The organism is Salmonella sp. 32031103-2018-00083-FB-01-SM-01, assembly GCF_017571995.1.
Lineage (GTDB): Bacteria > Pseudomonadota > Gammaproteobacteria > Enterobacterales > Enterobacteriaceae > Salmonella > Salmonella enterica.
Window position 1 is genome coordinate 442,086 of the sequence record NZ_JAGEQL010000004.1, and the last position, 25,812, is coordinate 467,897.

General features: G+C 51.2%; 24 protein-coding genes and 1 pseudogene. 16 read left to right on the forward strand and 9 right to left on the reverse strand.

The window, feature by feature from the left end; translation table 11 throughout:
- Nucleotides 1–16: 16 nt before the first annotated feature.
- From J4614_RS14805 to J4614_RS14815, 3 genes are all read right to left on the reverse strand, one after another.
- Nucleotides 17–1,660 (reverse strand): methyl-accepting chemotaxis protein, encoded by a 1,644-nt coding sequence (locus tag J4614_RS14805; protein WP_001238427.1) that lies wholly within the window; start codon nucleotides 1,658–1,660, stop codon nucleotides 17–19.
- 306 nt (nucleotides 1,661–1,966) lie between these two features.
- Complete coding sequence (locus J4614_RS14810) at nucleotides 1,967–2,461, reverse strand: TIGR00645 family protein (RefSeq protein WP_000439335.1); 495 nt, start codon at nucleotides 2,459–2,461, stop codon at nucleotides 1,967–1,969.
- 217 nt (nucleotides 2,462–2,678) lie between these two features.
- A complete protein-coding gene (locus J4614_RS14815) occupies nucleotides 2,679–3,182 on the reverse strand; it encodes a hypothetical protein (RefSeq protein WP_001084409.1) in 504 nt (167 codons plus the stop codon).
- 103 nt (nucleotides 3,183–3,285) lie between these two features.
- On the opposite strand from J4614_RS14815, the gene J4614_RS14820 reads away from it, so the two are divergent.
- The 3 genes from J4614_RS14820 to J4614_RS14830 all read left to right on the forward strand — a co-directional run bounded on the left by J4614_RS14820 (nucleotide 3,286) and on the right by J4614_RS14830 (nucleotide 5,095).
- Nucleotides 3,286–3,696: a hypothetical protein gene (locus J4614_RS14820; RefSeq protein WP_000936443.1), complete on the forward strand. Its 411-nt coding sequence runs from the start codon at nucleotides 3,286–3,288 to the stop codon at nucleotides 3,694–3,696.
- Complete coding sequence (locus J4614_RS14825) at nucleotides 3,683–4,087, forward strand: hypothetical protein (protein ID WP_000665656.1); 405 nt, start codon at nucleotides 3,683–3,685, stop codon at nucleotides 4,085–4,087. Before J4614_RS14820 ends, J4614_RS14825 begins: the two co-directional genes overlap by 14 nt.
- A 123-nt stretch (nucleotides 4,088–4,210) precedes the next feature.
- Nucleotides 4,211–5,095 carry an SDR family oxidoreductase gene (locus tag J4614_RS14830; RefSeq protein WP_000019032.1) on the forward strand — a complete coding sequence of 295 codons (885 nt, stop codon included), beginning with the start codon at nucleotides 4,211–4,213 and terminating at the stop codon, nucleotides 5,093–5,095.
- Nucleotides 5,096–5,207: 112 nt separating this feature from the next.
- On the opposite strand, the gene exbD is transcribed toward J4614_RS14830, so the two are convergent.
- Together exbD and exbB are read right to left on the reverse strand one after the other, a co-directional pair.
- Nucleotides 5,208–5,633: a TonB system transport protein ExbD gene (gene exbD / locus J4614_RS14835; RefSeq protein ID WP_001251476.1), complete on the reverse strand. Its 426-nt coding sequence runs from the start codon at nucleotides 5,631–5,633 to the stop codon at nucleotides 5,208–5,210.
- Between the two features lie 6 nt (nucleotides 5,634–5,639).
- On the reverse strand, nucleotides 5,640–6,374 hold the full coding sequence (gene exbB, locus J4614_RS14840) for a tol-pal system-associated acyl-CoA thioesterase (RefSeq protein WP_000527859.1): 735 nt from the start codon (nucleotides 6,372–6,374) through the stop codon (nucleotides 5,640–5,642).
- A 251-nt stretch (nucleotides 6,375–6,625) separates the two neighbouring features.
- Here exbB and metC point away from each other — a divergent pair, with 251 nt between their 5' ends.
- Together metC and yghB are read left to right on the forward strand one after the other, a co-directional pair.
- Nucleotides 6,626–7,813 carry a cystathionine beta-lyase gene (gene metC, locus J4614_RS14845; protein WP_000130270.1) on the forward strand — a complete coding sequence of 396 codons (1,188 nt, stop codon included), beginning with the start codon at nucleotides 6,626–6,628 and terminating at the stop codon, nucleotides 7,811–7,813.
- A gap of 139 nt (nucleotides 7,814–7,952) precedes the next feature.
- A complete protein-coding gene (yghB, locus tag J4614_RS14850) occupies nucleotides 7,953–8,612 on the forward strand; it encodes a DedA family general envelope maintenance protein YghB (protein ID WP_000268441.1) in 660 nt (219 codons plus the stop codon).
- Between the two features lie 63 nt (nucleotides 8,613–8,675).
- On the opposite strand, the gene J4614_RS14855 is transcribed toward yghB, so the two are convergent.
- Nucleotides 8,676–9,575 carry an AraC family transcriptional regulator gene (locus tag J4614_RS14855; RefSeq protein WP_001078198.1) on the reverse strand — a complete coding sequence of 300 codons (900 nt, stop codon included), beginning with the start codon at nucleotides 9,573–9,575 and terminating at the stop codon, nucleotides 8,676–8,678.
- A 192-nt stretch (nucleotides 9,576–9,767) separates the two neighbouring features.
- Here J4614_RS14855 and yqhD point away from each other — a divergent pair, with 192 nt between their 5' ends.
- The 11 genes and pseudogenes from yqhD to J4614_RS14910 all read left to right on the forward strand — a co-directional run bounded on the left by yqhD (nucleotide 9,768) and on the right by J4614_RS14910 (nucleotide 20,502).
- Nucleotides 9,768–10,931: an alcohol dehydrogenase gene (gene yqhD, locus J4614_RS14860; protein ID WP_001058720.1), complete on the forward strand. Its 1,164-nt coding sequence runs from the start codon at nucleotides 9,768–9,770 to the stop codon at nucleotides 10,929–10,931.
- A gap of 105 nt (nucleotides 10,932–11,036) precedes the next feature.
- The gene (dkgA, locus tag J4614_RS14865) at nucleotides 11,037–11,864 is read left to right on the forward strand and encodes a 2,5-didehydrogluconate reductase DkgA (RefSeq protein ID WP_000013100.1); all 828 of its coding nucleotides are present in this window, start codon (nucleotides 11,037–11,039) and stop codon (nucleotides 11,862–11,864) included.
- Between the two features lie 165 nt (nucleotides 11,865–12,029).
- Nucleotides 12,030–13,515, forward strand: a pseudogene (locus tag J4614_RS14870) (DASS family sodium-coupled anion symporter).
- A gap of 314 nt (nucleotides 13,516–13,829) precedes the next feature.
- Nucleotides 13,830–14,564: a hypothetical protein gene (locus tag J4614_RS14875; protein WP_238075551.1), complete on the forward strand. Its 735-nt coding sequence runs from the start codon at nucleotides 13,830–13,832 to the stop codon at nucleotides 14,562–14,564.
- A gap of 54 nt (nucleotides 14,565–14,618) precedes the next feature.
- On the forward strand, nucleotides 14,619–15,671 hold the full coding sequence (locus J4614_RS14880; protein ID WP_000680458.1) for a DUF3828 domain-containing protein: 1,053 nt from the start codon (nucleotides 14,619–14,621) through the stop codon (nucleotides 15,669–15,671).
- A gap of 29 nt (nucleotides 15,672–15,700) precedes the next feature.
- Nucleotides 15,701–15,943 (forward strand): lipoprotein YqhH, encoded by a 243-nt coding sequence (gene yqhH / locus J4614_RS14885; RefSeq protein WP_229578409.1) that lies wholly within the window; start codon nucleotides 15,701–15,703, stop codon nucleotides 15,941–15,943.
- Nucleotides 15,944–16,068: 125 nt separating this feature from the next.
- On the forward strand, nucleotides 16,069–17,775 hold the full coding sequence (locus J4614_RS14890; RefSeq protein ID WP_000214883.1) for an amidohydrolase: 1,707 nt from the start codon (nucleotides 16,069–16,071) through the stop codon (nucleotides 17,773–17,775).
- Complete coding sequence (locus J4614_RS14895) at nucleotides 17,772–18,917, forward strand: hypothetical protein (protein WP_208293224.1); 1,146 nt, start codon at nucleotides 17,772–17,774, stop codon at nucleotides 18,915–18,917. Before J4614_RS14890 ends, J4614_RS14895 begins: the two co-directional genes overlap by 4 nt.
- Before the next feature lie 144 nt (nucleotides 18,918–19,061).
- Entirely contained in the window at nucleotides 19,062–19,796 is a 735-nt protein-coding gene (locus J4614_RS14900; protein WP_000286273.1) for a hypothetical protein, read from the forward strand.
- Between the two features lie 139 nt (nucleotides 19,797–19,935).
- Nucleotides 19,936–20,184 (forward strand): LPP leucine zipper domain-containing protein, encoded by a 249-nt coding sequence (locus tag J4614_RS14905; RefSeq protein ID WP_000823890.1) that lies wholly within the window; start codon nucleotides 19,936–19,938, stop codon nucleotides 20,182–20,184.
- Nucleotides 20,185–20,271: 87 nt separating this feature from the next.
- The gene (locus J4614_RS14910; protein WP_001044026.1) at nucleotides 20,272–20,502 is read left to right on the forward strand and encodes an LPP leucine zipper domain-containing protein; all 231 of its coding nucleotides are present in this window, start codon (nucleotides 20,272–20,274) and stop codon (nucleotides 20,500–20,502) included.
- A 37-nt stretch (nucleotides 20,503–20,539) separates the two neighbouring features.
- On the opposite strand, the gene J4614_RS14915 is transcribed toward J4614_RS14910, so the two are convergent.
- From J4614_RS14915 to J4614_RS14925, 3 genes are all read right to left on the reverse strand, one after another.
- Nucleotides 20,540–22,759, reverse strand: a complete 2,220-nt coding sequence (locus tag J4614_RS14915; protein ID WP_208293225.1) for a YgiQ family radical SAM protein — start codon at nucleotides 22,757–22,759, stop codon at nucleotides 20,540–20,542.
- Nucleotides 22,760–22,892: 133 nt separating this feature from the next.
- Nucleotides 22,893–24,314: a DUF4459 domain-containing protein gene (locus J4614_RS14920; RefSeq protein ID WP_001528005.1), complete on the reverse strand. Its 1,422-nt coding sequence runs from the start codon at nucleotides 24,312–24,314 to the stop codon at nucleotides 22,893–22,895.
- A gap of 64 nt (nucleotides 24,315–24,378) precedes the next feature.
- Nucleotides 24,379–25,803, reverse strand: a complete 1,425-nt coding sequence (locus J4614_RS14925; RefSeq protein WP_208293226.1) for a hypothetical protein — start codon at nucleotides 25,801–25,803, stop codon at nucleotides 24,379–24,381.
- Nucleotides 25,804–25,812: the final 9 nt, after the last annotated feature.

The window sequence follows — 25,812 nt, forward strand, 5'->3', positions numbered from 1 at the left end:
GCTTTTTTGCTTCACATCAGAAGGAAACCCATTCATCAGTAGACTGTGCAGGAGCCGACGCCATTCTCTGAACGCCAGGCGCCGCTTTCGCCGTTACGCGTTGTTGCGGCTCACTAGCGGAAAGCCGGAACTGCTGTACGGAGCGTTGCAAATCCTCCGTCTGCCGTTCCAGCGCCGCCGCCGCCGCGGAAACCTGCTCAACCAGCGCGGCGTTTTGTTGCGTAACGCTATCCATTTGCGTGATCGCCACGCCAACCTGAGAGATACCTTTACTCTGATCTTCGGAGGCGGATGCGATCTGTTTCATAATCGTCGTCACTTCCGTGACGCCGCGGAGGATGGCTTCCATCGTCGCGCCGGTCTCCTGGACCAACTGCGCGCCCTGCGCTACGCGACGTACCGATTCGCCAATTAAGGCTTCAATTTCTTTCGCCGCCCCCGCGCTGCGGCTGGCCAGGTTACGTACCTCACCGGCGACCACCGCGAAGCCGCGTCCCTGCTCGCCCGCTCTGGCCGCTTCTACCGCTGCGTTCAAGGCCAGAATATTGGTCTGGAAAGCAATACTATTAATTACGGTAGTAATTTCGGCGATCTGCTGCGAACTAGCGGAAATACCGTCCATGGTTTCTACCACATCGGAAACCAGTTCACCGCCTTTTCCTGCCGTTAGCGAGGCGGCATCCGCAAGTTGACTCGCCTGGCGAGCGTGTTCGGCGTTCATTTTCACCGTTGCGGTAAGCTGTTCCATGCTGGCGGCAGTTTCTTCCAGCGCGGCGGCCTGTTCTTCCGTTCGGGAAGAGAGATCGTTATTACCGGTAGAAATTTCCGTCGCGCCGCGCCAGATATTGTCACTTCCGGCGCGGATCGTACTCACGGCTTCGCGTAAACTGTCCTGCATCGCGCGCAGTAGCGGCACCAACCGGCCTACGCAGTTACGCCCCAACGCTTCAATCGGCTGGCTAAGATCGCCTTGCGCGATGCGCTGAAATTGCTGACGGATGCGCTCCAGCGGTTTCACCATCATTGCAACCAGATAGCGATCGGTAAAAATCAGGATAGCAATGCCCAGAATCACCGCCGTGATAAGCAGGATGCGGATGGTATAGGTTTTACCATCGACCATCACACGTGTGTTATCCAGCATGGCGCCAGCTTCATGACTAAACCGTTCCGCGCTGGCACCGAACGCGCGACTGAGTGCGGGCGTGACCGTACTGGCATGTTCGCTCCAGGCGGTTAGCGATCCTTGCTGCGCCAGTTGCATTTGAGGAACGACGCCTTTCTCCAGCAAGGCCTGCCAGTTGGACAAGACCTCCCTTGAGATATCAGGGTTCATCGGCCCTGGCGATAGCGCTTTCATCTCCTCCAGCTTCTGACGCATATTCTCGAGCGACTGCCGGGCGGGCGCAAAATCGGGCGTGCCGCCGCCGATTTTTACATCCATCGCGCGGCTAAGGCGGGTAACAAAGCGGAAATATTGATCGTTACCCTGGCTTAGCACCGTCATTTGCCGCACAAGATGCCGGTCAATATCATTTCCTTCCGAAACTTCGGATAAAGCATGGACGCTGTATAACCCCACCCCCGACCAGAGTAGACAAAAAAGTCCCAGTATCGTCAGCATGACCATACGAATAGTAAAGTTTTGCAGCAAACGCATATGAATTTCCTTGCTGAATATAAGAGATTAGTCATCAGACGATGACGCACTCTCGTTATCGGCAAGGCGCGGAGAATATATAATGCATTCTCCATTTTTTTACAGTTATCGCCGTTCACGTACCCGCAGATGTTATATATCTGTGAACGCAGAGAAAATCTTTTAGTCTTATTACTGGGTAAATGAATAGATGTAGTAAAAATATTGCGTAAGGCTGCAGGGAGGCGGTTATCCGCCGTTAAAGAAGTGCTGTTTTACAGCCGGGCTCAGTGTCCTTTGCCCGACTGCCCCGCCGTTGACGGCGGCTCAATGGTTATGCCGCGTCAATCTGTCCAGATAGCCCATCACGAACGCCGACAGGACAAAGGTCAGATGGATGATGACATACCACATTAATTTGTTATCCGGGACGTTTTTCGCGTCCATAAACACGCGTAACAGGTGAATGGAAGATATAGCGACTATCGATGCCGCCACCTTATTTTTTAGCGAAGTCGCATCCATTTTCCCCAGCCAGTTCAGCTTCTCCTTGCCCGCAGAGATATCCAGCTGAGAGACAAAGTTTTCATACCCGGAGAACATGACCATTACCAGCAATCCGCCAACCAGAGTCATATCAACCAGCGATAACAGCACCAGGATCAGATCGGCCTCCGCCAGGGCAAAAACGTTCGGCAGAACGTGTAGAATTTCCTGGAAAAATTTTAGCGCTAAAGCGATCAGCGCCAAAGAGAGGCCAAAATACACCGGCGCGAGCAGCCAGCGAGACGCATACATTACATTTTCAAGAAAGCGTTCCATAGGGACCTGTCAGGTAACTAAAATCAGCAACAGTATATCTCAACCATGCAACATCAGATCAACATGCAGTTAAGAGCCTATCCCACCAGGCGTTATTGGCGCAGCCAGTTTGGACACGGACAGCGCGCAAAAACCGGAGCGTACACGTAGTACGTGAGGATTTTGAGCACTGCCCAGGTCCAAAATGGCAAGTAAAATAGCCCTAATGGGATAGGCTCTAAATCTCATCCGGTTTAACCTGTGGACGCTGATATTCCGGCCATACCAGCGCGACCAATGCCGGGTAGGCCTCAAGACTGAACTCCCGAAAACACTGACGTAAATTCAGGACGTCCAAATCCGAATACGGCACCTTTTCTCCGTTCAGACAACGCTTCTTAATATTGTCGTAATACTTATAAACGGCAGAGTTAAGGTCGCTGCAACGACGCTGTGCGTCAAATAATCCAGGCGTTTCATTCAACTCAGTCATTGTCATTCGTTTTATCGTTGCATGAAGGAAATCGATATATTCATGGTTAACGCGCCAGTACCATACCGGCGTTATCGAATTCATTAATACTGAGAAATGATCTTCGCCCTCTTCCTTTGTCATGGGTTCAGTTTGATTTAAATTTACGATTTTTCCACCAGGACGTTTTTTATTAACCTCCCACATCAGGAAGAGTATCGCGCCGGTCAGTAATAGCAATATAATAACAGAATAAAAAATACTGTTCATAGCAGGCTCCATTTTTTTTGATTTTAAAATTACACCATGTTATTGTCAACGAAACCTACACTATTAAAAATAGTATACCACTGATCGTAAAGGATATTTAGTCATGCTTCCTGAGCATCTGGTTTCCTCTCATTTTCGCCTGTCATCGCCGCCCCCTGAAGCCACAGAAAACAGTAAAAATTTGCCTAAGGGAAAGACAAAACTCAGCGATTACGAGCCCGATATTTTAATTAGCGCTAACGCTGCCGGGCAACACAGAAACGTATTATTTGAAGAACGCGACCGTCATATTAAAGAACGTCTGTATTGTGTGGCTAAAATTGAAACGTTTGCCCGCCTGATAAACGCACTACAGGCAGAAGGCGATATTGATGCCCAAATGCTAAGTAAAATACTGGCGGATAAAACCGCAATGATAAATGAAAAAGGCAATGCCATTTGGCTTAATTTAATCACTCGCGAAACCAATATGCCGCTATTTTATTCACTGGAAGATAAAGATGAAAGAAGTTGAAGACAATAACGTTTATTTGGCTTTAGACAACCATAAAAGTGATGAATTTATCTTAAAGCAAAATCTTGCAGCGCTAATCGCCAGCAAAAATGCCACCCTGGAAAAGGTAACGCAGGAGGTGGTATCCATACCGGCGGCGTTAGTACGCCTGAAGTGGCAAAACCGACGGGAGATGTATGCGTTACAGGTCAAAGAGGAGATTTATGGCGCGACCATCAATGCCATTATCGAGCAGCATCCTGAATTACGAGACAAAATTATGTCTCGTCTTGAAAGTGACTGGCAGCATCTGCTGGCTCGCGAGACGGCAACCTTACGTCTGATGCGTAAGCTTTCCGATGGCGACTACCGGACGCGCAACGTCACCACCGTCGCACGGCAAGAAAAATAACCTTCATGGCTAGTTAACTCTGTTGTGAATACGGGTGAAGCATAAGGATCGTTCTGATTCTCCCTCTTACGGTAGTAAAAGTGTCTACGCTTAAAGGGTGTTCAACCTGAAGGGAGAAGCTCAATGTCTCATCTATACGACCCTACCACGCAGTATTACACCGGCGAGTATCCTAAGCAAAAACAGCCGGCGCCCGGCGTCCAGGCGAAAATGACGCCTGTTCCTGACTGTGGCGAAAAAAGTTATGTCGGCAGTGGTCGCCTTAAAGATCGTAAGGCGCTGGTGACAGGGGGCGACTCCGGGATTGGGCGCGCTGCCGCTATCGCTTACGCGCGTGAAGGCGCAGATGTCGCGATCAACTATCTGCCAGCGGAAGAAGAGGACGCCCAGCAGGTTAAAGCGCTGATTGAGGAGTGCGGCCGTAAAGCGGTGTTATTGCCAGGCGATCTTAGCGACGAATCTTTCGCCCGTTCGCTGGTCCATAAGGCGCGTGAAGCGCTGGGCGGGCTGGACATTCTGGCGCTGGTGGCCGGTAAACAGACGGCAATCCCGGAGATAAAAGATCTGACCAGCGAGCAATTTCAGCAAACCTTCGCCGTTAACGTTTTTGCCCTGTTCTGGATAACCCAGGAAGCAATTCCGCTGCTGCCAAAAGGCGCCAGTATTATCACGACGTCGTCTATCCAGGCGTATCAGCCCAGTCCGCACCTGCTGGATTATGCGGCAACCAAGGCGGCAATCCTCAATTACAGCCGTGGCCTGGCGAAACAGGTGGCGGAAAAAGGAATTCGTGTGAATATTGTCGCGCCTGGCCCTATCTGGACAGCGCTGCAAATTTCCGGCGGTCAAACCCAGGATAAAATTCCGCAGTTTGGTCAGCAGACGCCAATGAAGCGGGCCGGCCAACCGGCAGAGCTGGCACCGGTGTATGTCTATCTGGCAAGCCAGGAATCAAGTTACGTTACCGCAGAAGTGCACGGCGTGTGCGGCGGGGAGCATTTAGGCTAACGCATGAAGTCGATTAAGGTGGCGCAATTCTGTTAAGCAAGGCGCCACTTTAGGCAATAAAAAAGCCGGGTGGCGACTTCGCCTTACCCGGCCTACAGCGTCAGCAGAATACTTATTTCGCTTTCGCGGTCTCTTCGCCGACCAGACCAATTTTGAGATAGCCCGCCTGATGCAGCATATCCATCACTTTCATCAGGGTTTCATACTCTACGGTTTTATCCGCGCGGAAGAAAATCGTAGTATCCTTTTTCCCTTCCGTCAGGGCCGTTAGCTCGGCAATCATCGTATCATCCGTCACCGGATCGTTACCGATAAACATGGTGTTATCCGCTTTCACCGACAGATAAACCGGTTTTTCCGGACGCGGCTGTGGCGTACTGGTAGAAGCGGGCAGATTCACCTTGACGTCTACCGTCGCCAGCGGCGCAGCCACCATAAAGATAATCAGCAGAACCAACATGACATCGATAAACGGCGTCACGTTGATTTCATGCATTTCGCCGTTGTCATCCAGGTTCTCGTTAAGACGCATTGCCATGACGCATTACCCTACCCGTAATTTCTGCGCGGCGCGTACCGGCTGCGCACTGGCGCTCGCATTCAGATCGAGATCGCGGCTTTGCAGCAGCAATACCTGCGCCGCCACGTCGCCCAGAGTCGCTTTGTAACTGCCTATCTGACGTGCGAAGATGTTGTAAATGACGACCGCCGGGATCGCGGCTACCAGCCCAATCGCCGTCGCCAGCAGCGCTTCCGCAATACCAGGAGCGACCACCGCCAGGTTGGTGGTCTGCGTTTGCGCAATACCGATGAAGCTATTCATAATGCCCCATACGGTGCCAAACAACCCGACGAAGGGGGAAATGGCGCCGATCGTCGCCAGATAACCGTTGCCTCGCCCCATGTAGCGGCCAACCGCTGCGACGCGACGTTCCAGACGGAAGCCGGTACGTTCTTTAATCCCTTCGTTATCTTCGCTGCCCTGAGAGAGTTCCAGTTCATTCTGCGCTTCATTGATGAGCTGTGCGCTGAGGCTTTTTGCGCTGAAACCTGCCGCAATGTCGGAAGCCTGATCTAAAGAGCGCGCATCGGCTAATTGCAGTTGTTCGCGCTTTAAGCGGCGCTTTTGAGTGAAAAATTCAACACTTTTACTGAAGAAGATAGCCCAGGTGACGACTGACGCCAGAATCAAACCAATCATCACGCACTTCACGACAATATCGGCGTGCTGATACATACCCCAGACGGAGAGATCCGTCTGCATCAAATTATTACCCACTCTGTATCTCCAGGACGCAAATCACAAAATCTGAGCATAATAATATCAAAACGACGTCGAATTGATAGTCGTTCTCATTACTATTTACATACTGCCGCACCTTTACTGCTTTTTCTTTGCGCTTACGCATTAAAAAAGCCACCTGTTTTTATTTTGGCAAAATTTTCATCTGTATCACACGTCGCCAGGGTGCAGATGGTTATATTCATGCTAGTTTAGACATCCAGACGGTTAAAATCAGGAAACGCAACATGACGGATAAACAGTTGGATACCAAACTGGTAAACGCAGGACGCAGCAAAAAATACACGCTTGGCTCAGTGAATAGTGTGATTCAACGCGCTTCTTCACTGGTGTTTGACACCGTCGAGGCCAAAAAACACGCTACCCGCAATCGCGCCAACGGCGAATTATTTTACGGACGCCGGGGAACGCTGACCCACTTTTCGCTCCAGGAAGCCATGTGTGAACTGGAAGGCGGCGCCGGATGCGCGCTCTTCCCGTGCGGCGCGGCGGCGGTCGCCAACACCATTCTGGCATTCGTTGAGCAGGGCGACCACATCCTGATGACCAACACAGCCTATGAACCCAGCCAGGATTTCTGCAGCAAAATTCTCGGCAAACTGGGCGTGACGACAAGCTGGTTCGACCCGCTCATCGGCGCTGATATCACGCAACATATTCAGCCGAACACGAAAGTCGTTTTTCTGGAATCCCCCGGTTCTATTACCATGGAGGTACATGATATTCCGACCATTGTCAGTGCGGTCAGACGCGTCGCGCCAGAAGCCGTCATCATGATTGATAATACCTGGGCGGCTGGCGTTCTGTTCAAAGCTCTGGAATTCGATATTGATATCTCTATCCAGGCGGGCACTAAATATCTGATTGGTCATTCTGATGCGATGGTCGGGACTGCCGTTGCAAATGCGCGCTGCTGGGAACAATTGCGGGAAAACGCCTATCTGATGGGGCAAATGCTCGACGCCGACACGGCTTATATGACCAGCCGCGGTCTGCGCACGCTCGGTGTCCGACTGCGCCAGCATCAAGAAAGCAGCCTCAAAATCGCCGCATGGCTGGCTAACCATCCTCAGGTCGCGCGCGTTAATCATCCGGCCCTGCCGGGTAGCAAAGGTCATGCCTTCTGGAAACGAGACTTTACAGGCAGCAGCGGCCTGTTCTCCTTTGTGCTCAATAAAAAGCTGACCGAGGCAGAATTATCAGCCTATCTGGATAACTTTTCGCTGTTCAGTATGGCCTACTCCTGGGGAGGCTACGAATCGCTGATTATTGCTAATCAGCCGGAACAGATCGCCGCGATTCGTCCCGCAGGCGGCGTAGATTTTACCGGTACGCTGGTTCGGGTGCATATTGGTTTAGAGAGTGTTGATGATTTGATCGCTGATTTAGCCGCCGGCTTCGCCAGAATTGTGTAAAGTTGCCGGGGATGGACATATATGCAGACAATTTCCGTGGAAAAGTCTGCGTTTGTTGCGTCCGGGATCAAGGCATCCCGGACGATTCAGGAGTACAATAGGCAGATAAAAGCGTAAATGCTGTTCCACAGGAAAGTTCATGGCTGTCATTCAAGATATTATCGCTGCGCTCTGGCAACATGATTTTGCCGCGCTGGCGAATCCACACGTTGTTAGCGTCGTCTACTTTGTCATGTTCGCCACGCTATTTTTAGAAAACGGTCTGCTGCCAGCGTCATTCTTACCCGGCGATAGTCTGCTACTACTGGCAGGCGCGTTGATCGCCCAGGATGTGATGCATTTTTTGCCGACGATTGGCATTCTCACCGCCGCGGCCAGTCTCGGCTGCTGGCTAAGTTATATCCAGGGACGCTGGCTCGGTAATACGCGTACCGTCAAAGGCTGGCTGGCGCAGCTTCCGGCAAAATATCATCAGCGCGCCACCTGCATGTTTGACCGTCACGGTTTGTTAGCGTTACTTGCCGGGCGCTTTCTGGCGTTTGTCCGCACTCTGCTGCCAACAATGGCGGGTATTTCCGGCCTGTCCAACCGCCGGTTTCAGTTTTTTAACTGGTTAAGCGGCCTGCTGTGGGTGACTGTCGTGACCAGCTTCGGCTACGCGCTCAGTATGATCCCGTTTGTTAAGCGCCATGAAGACCAGGTAATGACATTTTTAATGATCCTTCCCGTCGCGCTACTGGTCGCCGGGCTGTTAGGTACGCTGGTCGTGGTGATTAAAAAGAAATACTGTAACGCCTGACGTATCCATAATCGGCCAGGATGGCCCGGTTACGCTTCGTTGACCCGTGGCGGGATGCCCCACTTAGCTCCCTTGCATTGTCCGCATTCTTGCCGCATCTTCGCCCGGCGTAACGCCAAAATAACGTTTAAACTCCCGGCTAAACTGCGATGCGCTCTCATAGCCGACCCGCATCGCCGCGGCGCTGGCCTTCATACCATCGTGAATCATCATCATCCGCGCTTTATGCAGTCGGTAGCTTTTTAAATACTGCAACGGCGAGGTGCTGGTGACCGCCTTAAAATTATGGTGAAACGCCGACACGCTCATGTTCGCTTCTGCCGCCAGTTGCTCAACATTCAGGTTCTCGGTGTATTTCATTTCGATCTGTTTAAGTACGCGACTGATCAGGCTAAAGTGCGTCTGGCGACTAACCAGTGCAAGCAGCGCCCCGCCGCGCGGTCCCATCAGCACATGATAAAGAATTTCGCGAATAATCTGTTTTCCCAGAATCCGCGCATCCAGCGGGCGCTCCATCACATCCAGCAATCTTTCCACCGCGCATAAAATCTCGTCCGACAGCGTGGCGGAGTTAATCCCACTGGCCGCCATCGGCAACTGGAAACGCTCATCTTCGCCAATGTCCATGAGCAACTCTTGCAGTTGCAGCACATCAATGTCGAGCCGAATACCGGCCAGCGGTACCTCGGGCGTCGCCCAGGTCTCGCATTCAAAAGGGAGCGGCACGGTCAGTAAGAGATATTCATTAGCGTCATAACGAAACTTGCGCTTGTTAATATAGCCAATTTTATGACCGGAAAAGAGAAATATGATGCCAGGCTGATACATGACCGGCGTGCGCGGTCCCGGTTCAACACCATACAACAGACGAATGCCCGCCAGCCGCTCGCTGATTATTTTATCATTATTTTTTAAATGATTAATTTTATCCGCCAACTGTAAGCAAATTGCTTCACGATTCATAACGCGCCATTTTTTCATCAAATCCACTCCGCTGGATTGTGCGCATTTTTAGCGATTTTCTCCAGCATTCTGGAGAAATAGGCAAAACATTGGCAGAAATGTGCATTGAGAGACATCCCTCACAAGACCACAATGATGACCATCAGGCAGACAGCCGCCTGCCCTCTTTTTACCCACATAAGGGAATGAGCAATGAACAATTTCAAATTACATACCCCTACCCGCATTCTGTTTGGTAAAGGCGCTATCGTCGATCTTCGCGATCAGATCCCGCAGGACGCCCGCGTGCTGATTACCTATGGCGGCGGTAGCGTGAAAAAGACCGGCGTACTGGCGCAAGTTCAGGAAGCGTTAAAAGGACTGGATGTTCGGGAGTTTGGCGGTATTGAACCGAACCCGTCCTATGAAACGCTGATGAAGGCCGTGCAGCTTGTGCGCGACGAAAATATTACCTTCCTGCTGGCCGTTGGCGGCGGTTCCGTACTGGACGGCACCAAATTTATCGCCGCAGCGGCGCAGTATACGGACGGCGTCGATCCGTGGCACATTCTGGAAACCGGCGGTACTGAGATTCGTAGCGCAATCCCGATGGGGTCTGTGCTGACCCTACCGGCAACCGGCTCAGAATCGAACGCCGGCGCAGTCATTTCCCGTAAAACCACTGGCGACAAACAGGCCTTCCACTCCTCGTTCGTGCAACCGGTCTTTGCCGTACTGGACCCGGTCTACACCTATACATTGCCGCCACGCCAGGTTGCGAATGGCGTCGTGGATGCTTTCGTCCATACCGTTGAGCAGTACGTCACTTACCCGGTTAACGGCAAAATTCAGGATCGTTTCGCCGAAGGTATTTTACTCACACTGATCGAAGAAGGTCCCAAAGCGCTGCAAGAGCCTGAAAATTATGACGTCCGCGCCAACGTGATGTGGGCCGCTACTCAGGCGTTGAATGGCCTGATTGGCGCTGGTGTTCCGCAGGACTGGGCGACGCATATGCTGGGCCACGAGCTTACCGCGATGCACGGTCTCGATCATGCCCAGACGCTGGCTATCATTCTGCCTGCGCTATGGAACGAAAAACGAGACGTTAAACGTGCAAAACTCCTGCAATATGCTGAACGTGTATGGAATATCACCGACGGTTCCGACGACGAGCGTATTGATGCTGCCATTGCCGCCACCCGCCGTTTCTTTGAACAGATGGGCGTGCCTACCCACCTGTCCGATTACGGTCTGGATGGCAGCACTATTCCGGCGCTACTGGCTAAACTTGAGGCGCATGGATGCACAAATTTAGGTGAAAATCAGGATATTACGCTGGATGTCAGCCGTCGGATTTATGAAGCGGCGCGCTAAGGTTTTTTCGCCTCTGACTTTCGTTTTTGGCCATTTCGTCCAGACTTAAGTCACTTAGTCTCGCCGGACCCGACTCCGGCGAGCCAATTAAAAGAGGAACACATCATGGCTAATCCAACCATTATCAGGCTACAGGATGGCAACGTAATGCCACAACTTGGGCTGGGAGTCTGGAAAGCAAGCAATGAAGAGGTGATCGCGGCGATTCATAAAGCGCTGGAGGTGGGCTATCGATCGATTGATACCGCCACAGCATATCAGAATGAAGAAGGCGTCGGCAAAGCGCTAAAAGCAGCGAGCGTGGCGCGGGAAGAGCTGTTTATCACCACCAAGTTGTGGAATGACGATCAAAAACGTCCCCGCGAAGCCCTGCAGGAGAGTCTGAAAAAACTGCAGCTTGATTATCTCGATCTCTATCTGATGCACTGGCCTGTACCGGCTATCGATCACTATGTCGACGCCTGGAAGGGCATGATCGCGCTGCAAAAAGAGGGGCTGGTAAAGAGTATCGGGGTCTGTAACTTTCAGATCCATCACCTCCAGCGTCTGATCGATGAAACCGGCGTTACCCCTGTGATCAACCAGATCGAGCTTCACCCCTTGATGCAACAGCGCCAGCTACATGCGTGGAATGCGACGCATAAAATCCAGACCGAGTCCTGGAGCCCGCTGGCGCAGGGTGGCGAAGGCGTATTCGATCAGAAAGTGATTCGCGAACTGGCGGATAAATACGGCAAAACGCCCGCCCAGATTGTTATTCGCTGGCATCTGGACTGCGGGCTGGTCGTCATTCCGAAATCCGTCACCCCTTCCCGTATCGCGGAAAACTTTGCTGTCTGGGATTTCCGTCTCGATAAAGATGAATTAGGCGAGATCGCAAAACTGGATCAAGGAAAACGCCTCGGTCCCGATCCGGATCAGTTCGGCGGTTAAGCCGGATTTATCGCACGCCATGCCCGACGATGTCGTCGGGCTTTTTTGCATTCCGAAACATTAAGAAACAATTACGCGCATTTAACAGTATATTTCCCCCACACACAAGCGCAGAATTATTCTGATTTTGTGAATATTTATTCATATTTATTATGAATTTACTTAATACATATAAAATATTTATGGATGTGTGATTGTGGCGGAAAAAAAATCTCAGGGCGTCAAATGGCTCCCATTTATTCTTATTCTGGTTATCGCCGCCGGACTGTGGCAGCTAACGCCCCCTTCCGGGTTAAGCGCACCGGCCTGGCATTCCGCGATTATTTTTGTCGCGACGATCGCCTCTATCGTGGCGAAAGTGCTGCCTATTGGCGCAGTCGGTATTATCGGCATCACCGTCTTTGCGCTCGCCTATGCTGCCGGCGACAAAACGGCCAGCGGCGCGATTACCACGGCCTTGAGCGAGCTGAACAGTTCGCTGATCTGGCTTATCGTCGTCGCCTTTATGATTGCCCGTGGGTTTATCAAAACCGGGCTGGGTCGGCGTATCGCCCTACAAATGATCCGTCTGTTAGGTAAACGAACGCTGGGCCTGGCTTATGGTCTGGCGTTTGCCGATCTGATCCTCTCCCCCGCGATGCCCAGTAACACCGCGCGCTGCGGCGGCGTGATTTACCCGATCGCCGACTCGCTGGCGCGCAGCTTTGATTCACATCCGGAAGATGAGTCTCGCAGCAAAATCGGCACCTTTCTGATCACCTGTATTGGCAATGTTAACGACGTCACCGCCGCACTGTTTATGACCGGTTATACGGGTAACCTGCTGGCGGTAAAACTGGCGGCGAACGCCGGCGTTACGTTGAGCTGGGGAAGCTGGTTTATCGCCGCGCTCCTGCCTTGCCTGGTCTCTTTTCTTGTCGTCCCGCTGCTGGTCTACTGGCTGACCCGTCCGGAAATTAAACATACGCCGGATGCGCCGGATCTGGCGCGCAAAGAGCTGGCGCAAATGGGCAGTATGACGCGCGGCGAGTGGCTCATGCTGGCGACCGTCGGCGTGTTGCTGGTGCTATGGATTTTTGGCAGCTCGCTCGGCGTGGATGCCACGACGGCCTCTTTTGTCGGTCTCTCGATTTTATTACTGAGCGGCGTGCTCACCTGGGAAGACGTTAAAAGCGAAAAAGGCGCCTGGGATACGTTGATTTGGTTTGCCGCGCTGCTGATGATGGCTAACCAGTTGAAGAAACTAGGATTCACCAGTTGGTTTGGCAACCTGATTGGCGACAGCATCGGCAGTACGATGCATGGAACCAGTTGGATAATCATCCTGCTGCTGCTTAACGCAGCCTATTTTTATACCCACTATTTTTTCGCCAGCGGCAACGCGCAAATCGCCGCGCTGTATGCGGTATTTCTGGGTGTCGGTCTGCATCTGAATATACCGGCAGCGCCGATGGCGCTTATGCTGGCGTTTACCAGCAGCCTGTACTGCTCTCTTACGCAGTATACCCACGCACGCGGCCCCATTCTATTTGGCGCCGGCTATGTGCCAACGGGCGTCTGGTGGCGAACGGGATTTATTATCAGTCTCTTTAATCAGGCGGTCTTTTTGACAGTCGGCCTCGCATGGTGGAAAGTGCTGGGTCTTTATTAAACTCAGTCGCGAAGATAATTGAGCGGTTAATCGTCTCTTCCGGCCCGACAATTGTCGGGCTTTTCGGAAATCATCAATTTCCCCCGTTAGCCCTCACTTGTTAATATTTACAACTCCGCCTCTTCATCAGGGATGTCATCATGAAAGCGTGGTCAACAGGGTTGTTGCCTCTGCTTCTTCTGCTATTTAGTACTGCGGTGTTTGCCGGGTAATCCCCGGCGCAGGCGATTACCCGACTGTATCAGCCGCTGGTGGAAAATAGCGACAAAATATTGTCAGGGGGATTTATCGTCGATTTACGGACGAATGCCAATGTGACAAAGGGAGGTACAACGCCCTGGCTGAGCAATAATCTTCTTTGCCGCTGTCAGGACGAGATGTTTGTCTCCGCCGAATTGATTGATACCACGCCGCTGAATGCCGGACGTATTCATGCTCTGGTACAACTGACGCTTAATAAAGAGAACGTCGGCGCTCATCGCTTGTTAGGGCTAACGCTGGTTCGCGATCGCGACAGCGAACTCTGGTTAGTGGAAGATACCGACGACGGAAGCGAACTCCCCAAAAGTCTGCGCAGTGAAATCCGTGAAGATACGAGGATAAAAAGTACGGCGACAAGTGCTGAACCGGGGAGAGATTCATTCTCCTGGCCGATATCTATGGCGGCCTTGCTGGCCAATCCAGAAAAATACCATCTGCAAAAAATAGTGGTCATCGGCGTCGGAAATATCGAATTTGAAGGTAACGCGCTATTCCTTGATAAAGACGCCTGGTTAAATAACGTTGACGGCAATAGCCTGTGGCTGGATATTGGCTTTCCTAACCCGGTCATTACCCTCGCCAAAGCGCGTCAGCTTAACGGCGATTATGTAATGATCGCGGGAACGTTCGATATGGACATGAACGGCCATTTCGGCGCGTGGCCCGGTGGCATTACCGATATCACACGCTACGGGCGCGTAGCAACGCGGGCGGAAAATGAACGTAAAAGGCAGCAAGATATTAAAGAACTCGAGGCCGAAATGGCTAAACAAAAGAGTAAAAAATAATACCGCTTACAGACTCAGATCGGATGGATTAAACCGGGAATAAGGAAACGCCCAATGAAGCATATATTCCTCTTGCTCAGTTTTTTTTTGACGATTCCCGCGCTGGCGCAAACGCCGCCGTTATCGCCAGAGCAGACGGTCAGACAGATTTACCATAGCTATGAAATAGAATCTGATTCCCTCTATTTTGGTGATACAACGGAAAAATCGCTTATTTCCACGCGGATGAAAAACGTCATTCTCCTGAACGATCGGTTGACCTTACCGGGCGATATTGGCTGGCTGGACTCCGATCCGCTTTGTGGCTGCCAGGAATATGACCACTTGGTTTTGGAAAACATAACCATTCATCAGACGGATGTCTCTCATGCTGACGCCACCGTACAGTTTCGCCCTTTCAAAGACTCTCCGGAAGCCATCACACAAACGCTGAAACTGATCGCCGAAGGCGACCGCTGGCTTATTGACGATATTATCAGCCCGCAAGGCAGTCTCTGGCAGGCAATTAATAGCGAAAACCAGAAAACCCTTGCGTCGCTGCGATCGCTGCAAAGAGAGCGCCCACAACATTTTGTCCGTGAACTTTTCAACCGTCTGGATGATTATAGCTGGCCGTGGACATGGGTTGTTTCCGCACAGTATCGCCAGGCGGTGAATGATTATTCTCAGGCAGCATATAAAAATAATGATATTCCTGCATTTGGCCGCCTTAGCCATTTTGCCTGGCCGTGGCGCTGGACGACGTCATCTGCGTATCGTAACGCCTTTCTTGCCGACGCCCCTATAACCGTCGAATCTGATAACAGTCAGTATATGGAAATGGAAACCGATAAGTTATATTTCTATGATAATCCGATATTTTTTGGCAAAGAATCGCAATTTGCCAGGTTGAATAGCATTCAGGTGATTGCAGAAAATAACGATCGCGCACGTATCCATGTCCGTTTTACGCTGACCGATTCGTCAACGAAAGAGCAGGATTTATTGCTTCACCGCACGCAGGGCCAATGGGAGATTGAAGACTTTATCCGCCCGGATGGCGGAAGCCTGCTAAAAGCAATGCAACAGACCACCCGCCGGCGCTTATCTACTATTTCACCCAAATAAGAGAAAATTAAGGAACAATAAATGAAAAAATTTTTACTGTGGGAACCATTATTCTGGCGACCAGTCTGTTAAGCGGTTGCGTGAATGAAGAAAGAGTTAATCATTTGTCCTCTGATATTCAGACTCTGAATGCCAAAATAGACAGGCTCCAGCGGGATATCAACGCCCTGCGCCCGGAGGTTTATGCGGCCAAAGCCGAGGCCAGTCGTGCGAACACGCGTCTTGATGCGAAGGATTTCTTCGATTGCCTGCGCCTGTATTCAGATTATTAAGCTGTTGCGTTGCTGGCTATCGCACAATAACAGGATATCGCCGGGTTCAGATCCATCCCGATAAACGAAGCGCCGTTTATTACGCTGGTACGGAGATTTCCCGCCAACAAACACAGGAGAAAATGATGACCGTTGCAGATACCGTATTGATTAACGGCAAAGTGGCGACAGTCGATCGTCATTTTCGTTTCACCCGCGCCATCGCGGTGAAAAACGGCTGGATCATCAACGTCGGCGAAGATGAAGAGATAAAAACGCATATCGGCCCCGACACGCAGATTATTGATCTGCAAGGCAAGCTGATTCTGCCCGCCGCCCACGATGCCCATGTGCACATTAGCTGGCTGGCGGCGAGCTGGAAATGCGTTAACTGCAGCACGGCACGCACACTGGAGGCGCTTTTAGCGCTGCTGCGCGAGCGAGCGGCAACTACGCCTCCCGGCCAGTGGATCCACGCCTGCGGCTTCAACCCTGCCATCATCGACAGTAGCCGCCCGCTGACGCGTCATGATATCGACAGCGCGACGCCCAACCACCCTGCCTTTCTGGCCCTCTGGGATGGTCACTCCTGTCTCGTCAACAGCAACGCGCTGGAGATCGTCGGCATCACCCGCGAGACGCAAGATCCCATCGGTGGGTACATTGGTAAAACGCCAGACGGCGAACCGGACGGCAACTTCCTGGATATCCCGGCGCTGCAATTGATTACACAAACCATGCCGCGCCCGACGGTGGAAGAACTAAAAGAAAACATTATCGCGGCCCAGCGCTTTATGAACCGCGAAGGCTATGCCAGCTATACGGAGGGCGCTTTGGGGCCGGGCGAGACGGGCGCCGCTGGCGTATGCGGCATTGCCGCTTACCGCCAGCTACTGGAAGAAAAAAAACTTACGGCGCGCGTCTCTATCGCCTTTTATGCCGCCGATAAAGGCGTTCAGTCTTATGAGATTTTAAAACACACGCTGGACGCCAGCGGGCTACCGGAATTCCCCGATAAAAACTGGCTGAACTGCCACAGCGTGAAGATATTCTGCGACGGCGTGCCGATGTCGCACACGGCGTGGATGAATCAGGATTACGCCGACAGGCCGGGCTGGGCTGGCCGTTCGGTATTTTGCGGCCCAATGGCCAGCGAAGAAGAACAAATTCAGGAGTTCCATAAAATGGCCCTGCTGGCGCATCAGCGCGGCTACCAGTTGGCCGTTCACGCGGTCGGCGATAAAGCGGTAAAGGTCACCATCAACGGCTTCATTAACGCCATTCAAACCTGCCCTGGCCCGCAGCGCCGCCACTATGTGCTGCATGGCTCAATGGGGGATCGCGAAGATTTCGTCAAGGCGGCAAAATACGGCATTATCCTGTCTGAACAACCCTCTCCCGGAGGATCGGCATACGACTACGAGCGCCGGGCGCAGGTCTGCGGAATCAAAGGCGAAATCGGCAAGGGGCTGAAAGATATCATCGACCTTGGCGTTACGGTGGCGGGCGGCTCCGACGGTATTATGGATCTCGTCAACTGGCGGCAAATGGTGCAGGCGGCGGTCACGCGCAAATCGGCATCCAGCGGCAAGATTATCCGGCCAGAGCTGGCGATAAGCGTGGCGGACGGCGTGCGAATGTATACCATCAATGCGGCGTATCAGGAGTTTCAGGAACAGGTTCGCGGCTCTATCGAAGTGGGAAAAGTAGCCGATTTTCAGGGGCTGGACAGGGACATTTTCTCGGTCCCGCATGAGGATATCGGCAATAGCCAGGTGCTGCTGACGATGGTTGACGGCAACATCGTCTGGCAATGCAAGGAACAGGTATTGCAGATAAGGAAAGGCGGATGAAAGCCGGGCGGCGGTGTTTTTTCTTGTTAATACTTTGCGCTTTTAGCCAGGGTGCGCAGTGCAGTGAAACGCTTGCGCAGGCGATTACGCGTATTTACGGCTCCCCACAGGATCGGATGAATTATGACATCTGGCTGCGCGGTGAGATGTTAGAGAACCACCGTACCGCATCCGTCACCAGTAAACCACTTTTTGACACGCTGGCTAATGCGCTGTGTTTTTGCCATAACCCAAACGATATCTCCGTTGAAATACGTCAGGCAAAATCCTTTACCGGTGATAAATTCGCTGAAGCGGAGATTACTCTGAAAGAGAAAAATCACTCGCACTGGCTAACGCTTCAGTTGCATAAACCGCACGATCGCTGGCTGATTGCCGATGTTGATAATATAGATGATCCGCTACCGTCACTGGGGCGACAGCTTCACGATAACACACAATTAAAATTATCAATCGCCCCGCAACTGGCAACCAATAATCAAAAAATCGCAGATGTGACTATTGCAGAATTACTTGCTCATCCAGACGAATACCATAGTAGAAAAGTTCGCGTTCGTGGTCTGGTCCTCACTGGCTTTGAGCGCCACGCTATTTATGGCGATCCACAGCAAGATGGATTATGGCTGGAAAATTTTCTCGTGCCCTATACCGTAAGCCGTAACCACACAGAGGAGTCGATGGTAGTTGAAGGCACCTTTGATATGCGTGTATCCGGACATTTAAGTCAATATCCCGGTGGAATAACAAATATTACCCATTATGAGGAAGTGCAGCCCACAAGGGCGAGTACTGTTACAGATATTTCATTCACCGATCTTCTTCAGCACCCGGATAATTATCATCAGAAAAAAATACGTTTACGCGGATACGTTATTCTCGGTTTTGAACATGCGGCGATTTATGCCAATAAAGATGCAATGCAGAGAGAAAATGGATTTTGGTTGGGAAACTTCGTCACTAATATTCCTCTCGACCTCCAGAAGGACGGAGGATACGAGGTGCTAATTGAAGGCTCTTTTAATAAAGACGAGCATGGTCATATGGGGCTCAGCGCAGGCGAAATAACCGACATCTCTCATTACGAGGCAATAGCGCTACCAGAAAACGTAATTCAGATTAAAAACCAGGGAGCAAAGGAATGAACAACCTCCTGATTTTAAATAGCAATAATATTCTCTCTACCGGGTTTATCGTCGATTTACGCAGTAATGCAAATGTCACTACAAGACGGCAGCCTGCTGGCGCAAATGCGCGCGGTAATCACCCGCATAGAAAGGAGTAAAAATATGTATCGTTCACTTTGCCCAATCTGCCGTGTAAACCGGCTAATGACGCCTCACGAAGTGTGCGACGTCTGTTTTAATAAGATAAAGAGGCGCTGGGTTCATTCCCGTCAATTCTGGGAGAACGATTTAGGAGAGAGCGAAGCACAACGGCGCGGCCACAGAGAAACCAGTGTAACGCAAGAGCAACATAAACATAACGTTGATTTTCGCATCAACAGCGAAATAGAACGCTGGAAAATCCGCACATCCCCCAAGTTAACCGCCGTCAGCGTAGCCATAGACATTATTGATGGCACGGGCGAGGCAATAATGGATTGCGGCGCAGAAAGTGAATTAGCCTGGCATTTACAGCGGCTTAATTTCGTCAGCGATTGTATCGACCGGCTTAATGACGATCTTTTTCTCCCGGCAAGCCGAGAGCAGCTCAACAACTGTAAGAAAATGGCCTTCGATTTCTGGCGTCAGAAAGACCCTGATGGCAATCTGCGTGAAATATCTCAATATATCCGTCATGTCACTGACGATAAACACCGTGCAAAATGGGATGCTAAAACGCTATTAGGCATGATGGCTTCAGACGTAGACGATCTGGATTTTATGTGGACACAATTTATTGAAAGCGCTGTGGCCTGCGTAGAAGATGAGTTCAGCACTGCAACATGGATGATGTTATTTGATAAACACTTTTCGGCTGAGATCCAGCAATGGGCCATATCAACAGAAGAGTCGTGGTGAGCTGTATTTTTAACCAAACTGTTATGAAGTGGTGATTATGCTCATTTCAGGTATGGTGTCCGGCGCAATAATGGGAGCGATGATAACGTATTTGCCGGGGTTACGAAAAGTGATGCGTGATAATAAACAGGATTAACAAATGAAACGGAAAAATTTAACACCAATACTCATCACCATTATGCTAAGTGGTTGCGCCAATCATGAAAAAATCGATAGGCTAGCTCGCGATATTCAGACATTGCAGGCCAGAGTTGCACAGGTGGAACAGGATATTAATGCGCTACGCCCAGAGGTTATCGCGGCAAGCACGGCGGCGGCACAAGCCAATTTGCGCCTTGATGCTGTCTGCATGCAGCCTGGTAGCCCTTGTTACCATCCACGTTTGTAGGCTGATAAGCGCAGCGCCATCAGGTTATTTTTAAACAAGATGCAGGCTTAGAAAAACTTAGCCCGGAATAAACCACAAGGAAGAAAAATGAATAAAACCATAATATTAATTTCGCTAACATTGTGTCTTAGCGGCTGTTCCAATAACGCAAAAATTGAACAGCTGGATCAAAATATTCAGGCATTAAATAGCAAAATTAATCAACTTCAACAGGATATTAATGCCCTGCGCCCGGAAATTCAGGCAGCAAAAGACGAAGCGGCAAGAGCAAATTACCGGATAGACGATCGTAACAGCCCATTCTCACCAAGATTATAAATCTCCCGGCAGCATTAACGCTGCCGGGATAACCTTCTTAACGACCTGCTGACGTTTTAGCGCGCTTTTTCGCACCTGCATTCACAGGACGAGATGGCGCAACCGGTGCTTTCTTTGCTCCCGCAGGCGTCTGCCGCTGATGTTCCATCGGCGTATGCTTGGTCAACGCCGGGCGCGTGTTGCGGTTCTGGCGACGCGCTTCGCGCATCTCTTCAATGGTCGGCGCAGGCACCAGACACTCACGGCGACCGCCAATCAAATGCTTTTTCCCCATCGCTTCCAGCGCCTGGCGAATCAGCGGCCAGTTCGCCGGATCGTGATAACGCAGCAGCGCCTTATGCAGGCGACGTTGCCTGTCTCCCTTCGGCACCACCACATCTTCACTCTTATAACCAATTTTACCCAGCGGGTTTTTGCCGGTGTAATACATGGTGGTCGAATTCGCCAACGGCGACGGATAGAAGTTCTGCACCTGATCCAAACGGAAGCGGTGGCGCTTGAGCCACAGCGCCAGATTCACCATATCCTCGTCCCGCGTGCCCGGATGCGCGGAGATAAAATACGGGATCAGATACTGCTCTTTTCCGGCCTGTTTAGAGTAAAGGTCAAATAACTCTTTAAAGCGATCGTAGCTGCCCATACCCGGCTTCATCATTTTCGACAGCGGACCTTCTTCAGTATGCTCCGGGGCAATCTTCAGATAGCCGCCCACATGATGGCTCGCCAGCTCTTTAATGTAGCGAGGATCTTCTACGGCGATGTCGTAGCGCACGCCGGAGGCAATTAAGATTTTCTTAATGCCTTTTAGCTCACGGGCGCGGCGATAAAGATTGATCGTCGGCGTATGGTCAGTATCCATATGCGGACAGATATCCGGATAGACGCACGACAGGCGACGACAGGTCTGCTCCGCACGCGGCGACTTACAGCGCAGCATATACATGTTCGCGGTAGGACCGCCCAGATCGGAGATCACGCCGGTAAACCCCGGCACCGTGTCGCGGATCGCTTCGATCTCGTTGATGATAGAGTCTTCCGAGCGGCTCTGAATGATGCGCCCTTCATGTTCAGTGATCGAGCAGAAAGAGCAGCCGCCAAAGCAGCCACGCATGATATTGATCGAAAAGCGGATCATCTCATAGGCCGGAATACGGGCATTGCCGTAAGCCGGGTGCGGCACACGCTGATACGGCAGCGCAAACACGCTATCCATCTCTTCAGTGGAGAGCGGTATGGCGGGCGGGTTGATCCAAACATAGCGGTCGCCGTGTTTTTGCATCAGCGCCCGCGCGCAGCCAGGGTTAGTTTCGTGATGCAGAATACGCGACGCATGGGCGTACAGCACCTTGTCGCCTTTCACCTTTTCAAAGGATGGCAGCAGGATATAGGTTTTTTCCCACGGCTTCGGACGCGGCGGCTGCACGGTAATCGCCTTAGCTTCCTGCTTTTTCGGCGCGACCGGCTTGTTATCCGCGCACGGCAGATCCTCGCCATAGGGATGGGGAATTGGATCGATTTTACCCGGCGTGTCCAGACGAGTGGAGTCGACGCCGCTCCAGCCAGGCAGAGCTTCTTTAACCATAATCGCAGTGTTACGCACGTCGCGAATCTGATCGATGGTTTCGCCCATTGCCAAACGGTGCGCCACTTCCACCAGCGGACGCTCGCCGTTGCCAAACATCAGCATGTCGGCTTTGGAATCGACTAACACTGAACGACGCACAGTATCAGACCAGTAGTCGTAATGCGCGGTACGACGCAGACTGGCCTCAATGCCGCCGAGGATCACCGGGACGTCTTTCCATGCTTCTTTGCAACGCTGGGTATAGACCAGCGTCGCGCGATCCGGGCGCTTGCCCGCGACGTTGTCCGGGGTGTAGGCGTCGTCATGGCGCAGCTTACGGTCGGCGGTGTAGCGGTTGATCATCGAGTCCATATTGCCGGCGGTCACGCCGAAGAACAGGTTCGGTTTACCCAGACGCATAAAGTCGTCTTTGCTGTTCCAGTCCGGCTGGGCGATGATCCCCACGCGGAAGCCCTGCGCTTCCAGCATACGACCGCAAATCGCCATGCCGAAGCTCGGATGGTCGACATAGGCGTCGCCGGTTACCAGAATGATGTCGCAGCTATCCCAGCCAAGTTGATCCATCTCTTCACGTGACATCGGCAAAAACGGCGCCGGCCCAAAGCAGGCGGCCCAGTACTGCGGCCAGGAGAAAAGGTCGCGATCCGGTTGGATCAGGGAGATAGCGCTCATAATGCTTCCAAAAAATTGGCAAAAAAATAATCAAAGGTCGGGGATTATAAGCCGGAATGGAAGAGAAATCGAATTGATTGGTGAGGCAGCACTCTGTAGCGGGGCCGATTGCCTGCCCCGCCGGTTATCGTACTTATGGACGAGCAGGCATATCTGCTACTTTGATAATAGGATTTTGTTCTTCGAGCAAATTCAACAGTACCGGCGTGACATGATACATGGATTCTGCAATCATGACTTTCCCTCGCAGGGTGATTCTCTCCCCTATAAACCGTTGATAATAATTGTATTTTTCAGGAGGAAGAATGAGCTGGACATAGCGATCCCAGTCAGGTTGGTCCATCATGGCCCCTGCCACACACTGAAGGTTTATTGTTTTTAATTCGAGATCTTTATCCGAGTGTTGGCCTTGGTTATCTTCAATGACGTGCTCGCGTTTGACCATCATACCTTCCAGTTCAATCGTGTCACCCTCTTTGTTGCAGGAAGAATCAAAGTTCACATAAGTGAGAACATATTTCCCTTTCTTTTCATCAAACTCAAAAGTGGAATTGTAATAAATACCTAAAGGTTCGCTGTATAAAAAGGAGTAGCGCTTATAGCTCTCGATATCGCGTTGACAGTTTCCGCCGCCATTGATCATTAAGTCTCTGTATTTTTGCCATACTTTTTCTAAATTGATTGGCTGATCTGCGCCAGTCGTAAGGTATTCTGCCGTATTGTCCATGACATATTTGATATTATTCGCTTTCAGCGCCTCACAAAAATCGGTTGTGTTCTGAATATACAGCGCCTTTTTACGCTGTGACTCAGGAGAAAGCAGCTCTTTGAGGAGTTTGATATTACGATGCTCTGTCTTGGTAATTAGGTAATCAACGTTCGCATAGCGTGGGCGATACCACGGCTGCTGTCGGAAGTACCGATCCATCTCACCGCCCGGTCTGAAAATATAACCGTGGCGAGCATAAATCTCATTAAGCATAATTTTAAGATCGGCTATCGAGGTTGCCCTGGTTTGCACGCTTCTTACAGGAAGCCAGGTCCGCGAGGCTTCAGGAAATCGGCCTTCCAGCGTGATGTGCTCTATCTGCGGTGCGAAAGCAAGATAGCTGCCGTAATCCATCAGCGTTCCCTTTGTCCCCATAGGAATGAGCCCTTTTCTTTTAGGCGTCACGAGAAAATCGATACAGCGCATATGTTCACTTCCAGTAATCACCGAATGATCATTCTCTTGTTCAAAAAACTGGATGTCACACCACGGCGCGCCATACATCGTAGAAAAATCGTCAGGAACCACGCGCTGCCATTTTCGAACGTCGGGCAACTCAGCGTAAAATCCGAGCCACTCATCTGCAGTGGCGGTATAATCATCGTTTTCGCTGCCATAAAAGGGTTCGCGACTGTCACCGAAAAAGGTAAAGTCATTTAGTGTGTAGTCTGTGACCTTGCCCTGAAAATAGATTTTTTTATTTTCGAACTCAGGGCGGAATTTTAGTTCCGCATTAGCTGAGAAGATAAACAGGCACACAAATATAAATAAAAAACATTTTTTCATTATTTACCACTCCCTGTATTTCTATTAACAATCAATGTAATTTCAATTATCAGAGCACGGCATATCAGTCTAAATCGGCGCACTGCTGTGCTAATTTTATACGCGCATTGGTACGCCGCGTATCTTCTGGTGGATACACCTTATCGATCATTGCGTTAAGCTTGTTACAGCCCAACCAAGCCATCCGGTAGGCAGTCATCAGGCTATGTATTTCATCCTGGTAATCAAGGCTGGCTACAATAAGGGCTTCCGGCAACGCCGTATGTTGCTGTTGCATACTTTGCAGTATCCCCGCCAGAATATCCGGCGGCAGCGCGTCCTCTTTCGAGGCTGTATGCAATGTGCGTGAAATCAGGAAATTCCAGCCGTCCGTCAACTTATCCTGAGGGATGTGCTGCCAGCTCAGCATCTGCCCTTTCACCAACGCACGCAGCGTCTCGCCATCCGCATCACTAAACAGCGACGCCAGCAGATTTTTATTCGGATAAAGTGATTGTCCCAGCACCTGCGGCGTCAGTTTTATCTGGGCAAGCAGCGCTTTAGTTTGCCCCTGCAACAAGAAATAATATGCGCGATACAGCGGATTTTGCGCTTCACGCCGCTGCCAGAAAAAGGCCAGAGTCTCTTTATCCTGAAGCTGTATCGCCCCCGAATAGGCTTCATCGGTGAGGAGATCGGGCATGACCCGTAGTAGAACGTCGGCCATCTCAAAAAAAGTCTGGCGAAATCCCTCAGGCTTAAAATGGGGCGTGGGGAGATATTCCAACGGATTTTGCTGCCGTACGATGGTGCGATTTGCCTGCGCCTGCTGAGAGTCGCCCGTGAGCTGCTCGCTAAAAATACGCACCGCAGTGATATTGCCACTCTCAAAAGCTGCAAAAAATGGCGCATTGACGAAATAGCCATCTTCCCGCGAAACACTAAAAGGCGATGCCACACGTGCAGTCAGAGCGCGCAAGTTTTTTTCTGATATGCCTGGCGCTTTTACCGCCTGAACCAGTGTCTGTTCCAACATACTGTTATCATGAATGCTCTCTAACTGGTCCAAGTCGCCTGCCTGAACCTGCCTGAGCAACTGCGCAATATTTTGCTGTTGCCATTGATGGCTAATAGCACGCCACAGCTCCGGCATCACCGGGCACAGCACCCCAATGAACACAATATGGCACAGTAGCCATGCGGGCCACGGCTTGCGCAGCCAGGTTCCCAGCAGCAGCGCGGGCAGCAAGCCCGCCCAACTCAGAATCGGCAACAGGAGCATCAACATCCATACCGTGCCTGTTTGGCTCAACAACTGGGTGTACTGCAACGTGAGTAACAGCAATACCACGACTGCCCACTGTGGTAGTAATACCCACAGCAAAATCTGTCGGCTGCGTTTTTTGGAAAACATCAGGATCAGCAGTGATGCCACCGCAGCGGCATACCCCCACGGTAGAATACAAAACATCAGCAGTTCAGAGCCAAGCCATCGATTAATATAATCCATTTACTATTC

Bases quoted from the DNA above. Each gene is read 5' to 3' on its own strand.
- J4614_RS14805 (WP_001238427.1), bottom strand. From the start codon at position 1,660: ATGCGTTTGCTGCAAAACTTTACTATTCGTATGGTCATGCTGACGATA.
- J4614_RS14810 (WP_000439335.1), bottom strand. From the start codon at position 2,461: ATGGAACGCTTTCTTGAAAATGTAATGTATGCGTCTCGCTGGCTGCTC.
- J4614_RS14815 (WP_001084409.1), bottom strand. From the start codon at position 3,182: ATGAACAGTATTTTTTATTCTGTTATTATATTGCTATTACTGACCGGC.
- J4614_RS14820 (WP_000936443.1), top strand. From the start codon at position 3,286: ATGCTTCCTGAGCATCTGGTTTCCTCTCATTTTCGCCTGTCATCGCCG.
- J4614_RS14825 (WP_000665656.1), top strand. From the start codon at position 3,683: ATGAAAGAAGTTGAAGACAATAACGTTTATTTGGCTTTAGACAACCAT.
- J4614_RS14830 (WP_000019032.1), top strand. From the start codon at position 4,211: ATGTCTCATCTATACGACCCTACCACGCAGTATTACACCGGCGAGTAT.
- exbD (WP_001251476.1), bottom strand. From the start codon at position 5,633: ATGGCAATGCGTCTTAACGAGAACCTGGATGACAACGGCGAAATGCAT.
- metC (WP_000130270.1), top strand. From the start codon at position 6,626: ATGACGGATAAACAGTTGGATACCAAACTGGTAAACGCAGGACGCAGC.
- yghB (WP_000268441.1), top strand. From the start codon at position 7,953: ATGGCTGTCATTCAAGATATTATCGCTGCGCTCTGGCAACATGATTTT.
- J4614_RS14855 (WP_001078198.1), bottom strand. From the start codon at position 9,575: ATGAATCGTGAAGCAATTTGCTTACAGTTGGCGGATAAAATTAATCAT.
- yqhD (WP_001058720.1), top strand. From the start codon at position 9,768: ATGAACAATTTCAAATTACATACCCCTACCCGCATTCTGTTTGGTAAA.
- dkgA (WP_000013100.1), top strand. From the start codon at position 11,037: ATGGCTAATCCAACCATTATCAGGCTACAGGATGGCAACGTAATGCCA.
- J4614_RS14880 (WP_000680458.1), top strand. From the start codon at position 14,619: ATGAAGCATATATTCCTCTTGCTCAGTTTTTTTTTGACGATTCCCGCG.
- J4614_RS14890 (WP_000214883.1), top strand. From the start codon at position 16,069: ATGACCGTTGCAGATACCGTATTGATTAACGGCAAAGTGGCGACAGTC.
- J4614_RS14895 (WP_208293224.1), top strand. From the start codon at position 17,772: ATGAAAGCCGGGCGGCGGTGTTTTTTCTTGTTAATACTTTGCGCTTTT.
- J4614_RS14900 (WP_000286273.1), top strand. From the start codon at position 19,062: ATGTATCGTTCACTTTGCCCAATCTGCCGTGTAAACCGGCTAATGACG.
- J4614_RS14905 (WP_000823890.1), top strand. From the start codon at position 19,936: ATGAAACGGAAAAATTTAACACCAATACTCATCACCATTATGCTAAGT.
- J4614_RS14910 (WP_001044026.1), top strand. From the start codon at position 20,272: ATGAATAAAACCATAATATTAATTTCGCTAACATTGTGTCTTAGCGGC.
- J4614_RS14915 (WP_208293225.1), bottom strand. From the start codon at position 22,759: ATGAGCGCTATCTCCCTGATCCAACCGGATCGCGACCTTTTCTCCTGG.
- J4614_RS14920 (WP_001528005.1), bottom strand. From the start codon at position 24,314: ATGAAAAAATGTTTTTTATTTATATTTGTGTGCCTGTTTATCTTCTCA.
- J4614_RS14925 (WP_208293226.1), bottom strand. From the start codon at position 25,803: ATGGATTATATTAATCGATGGCTTGGCTCTGAACTGCTGATGTTTTGT.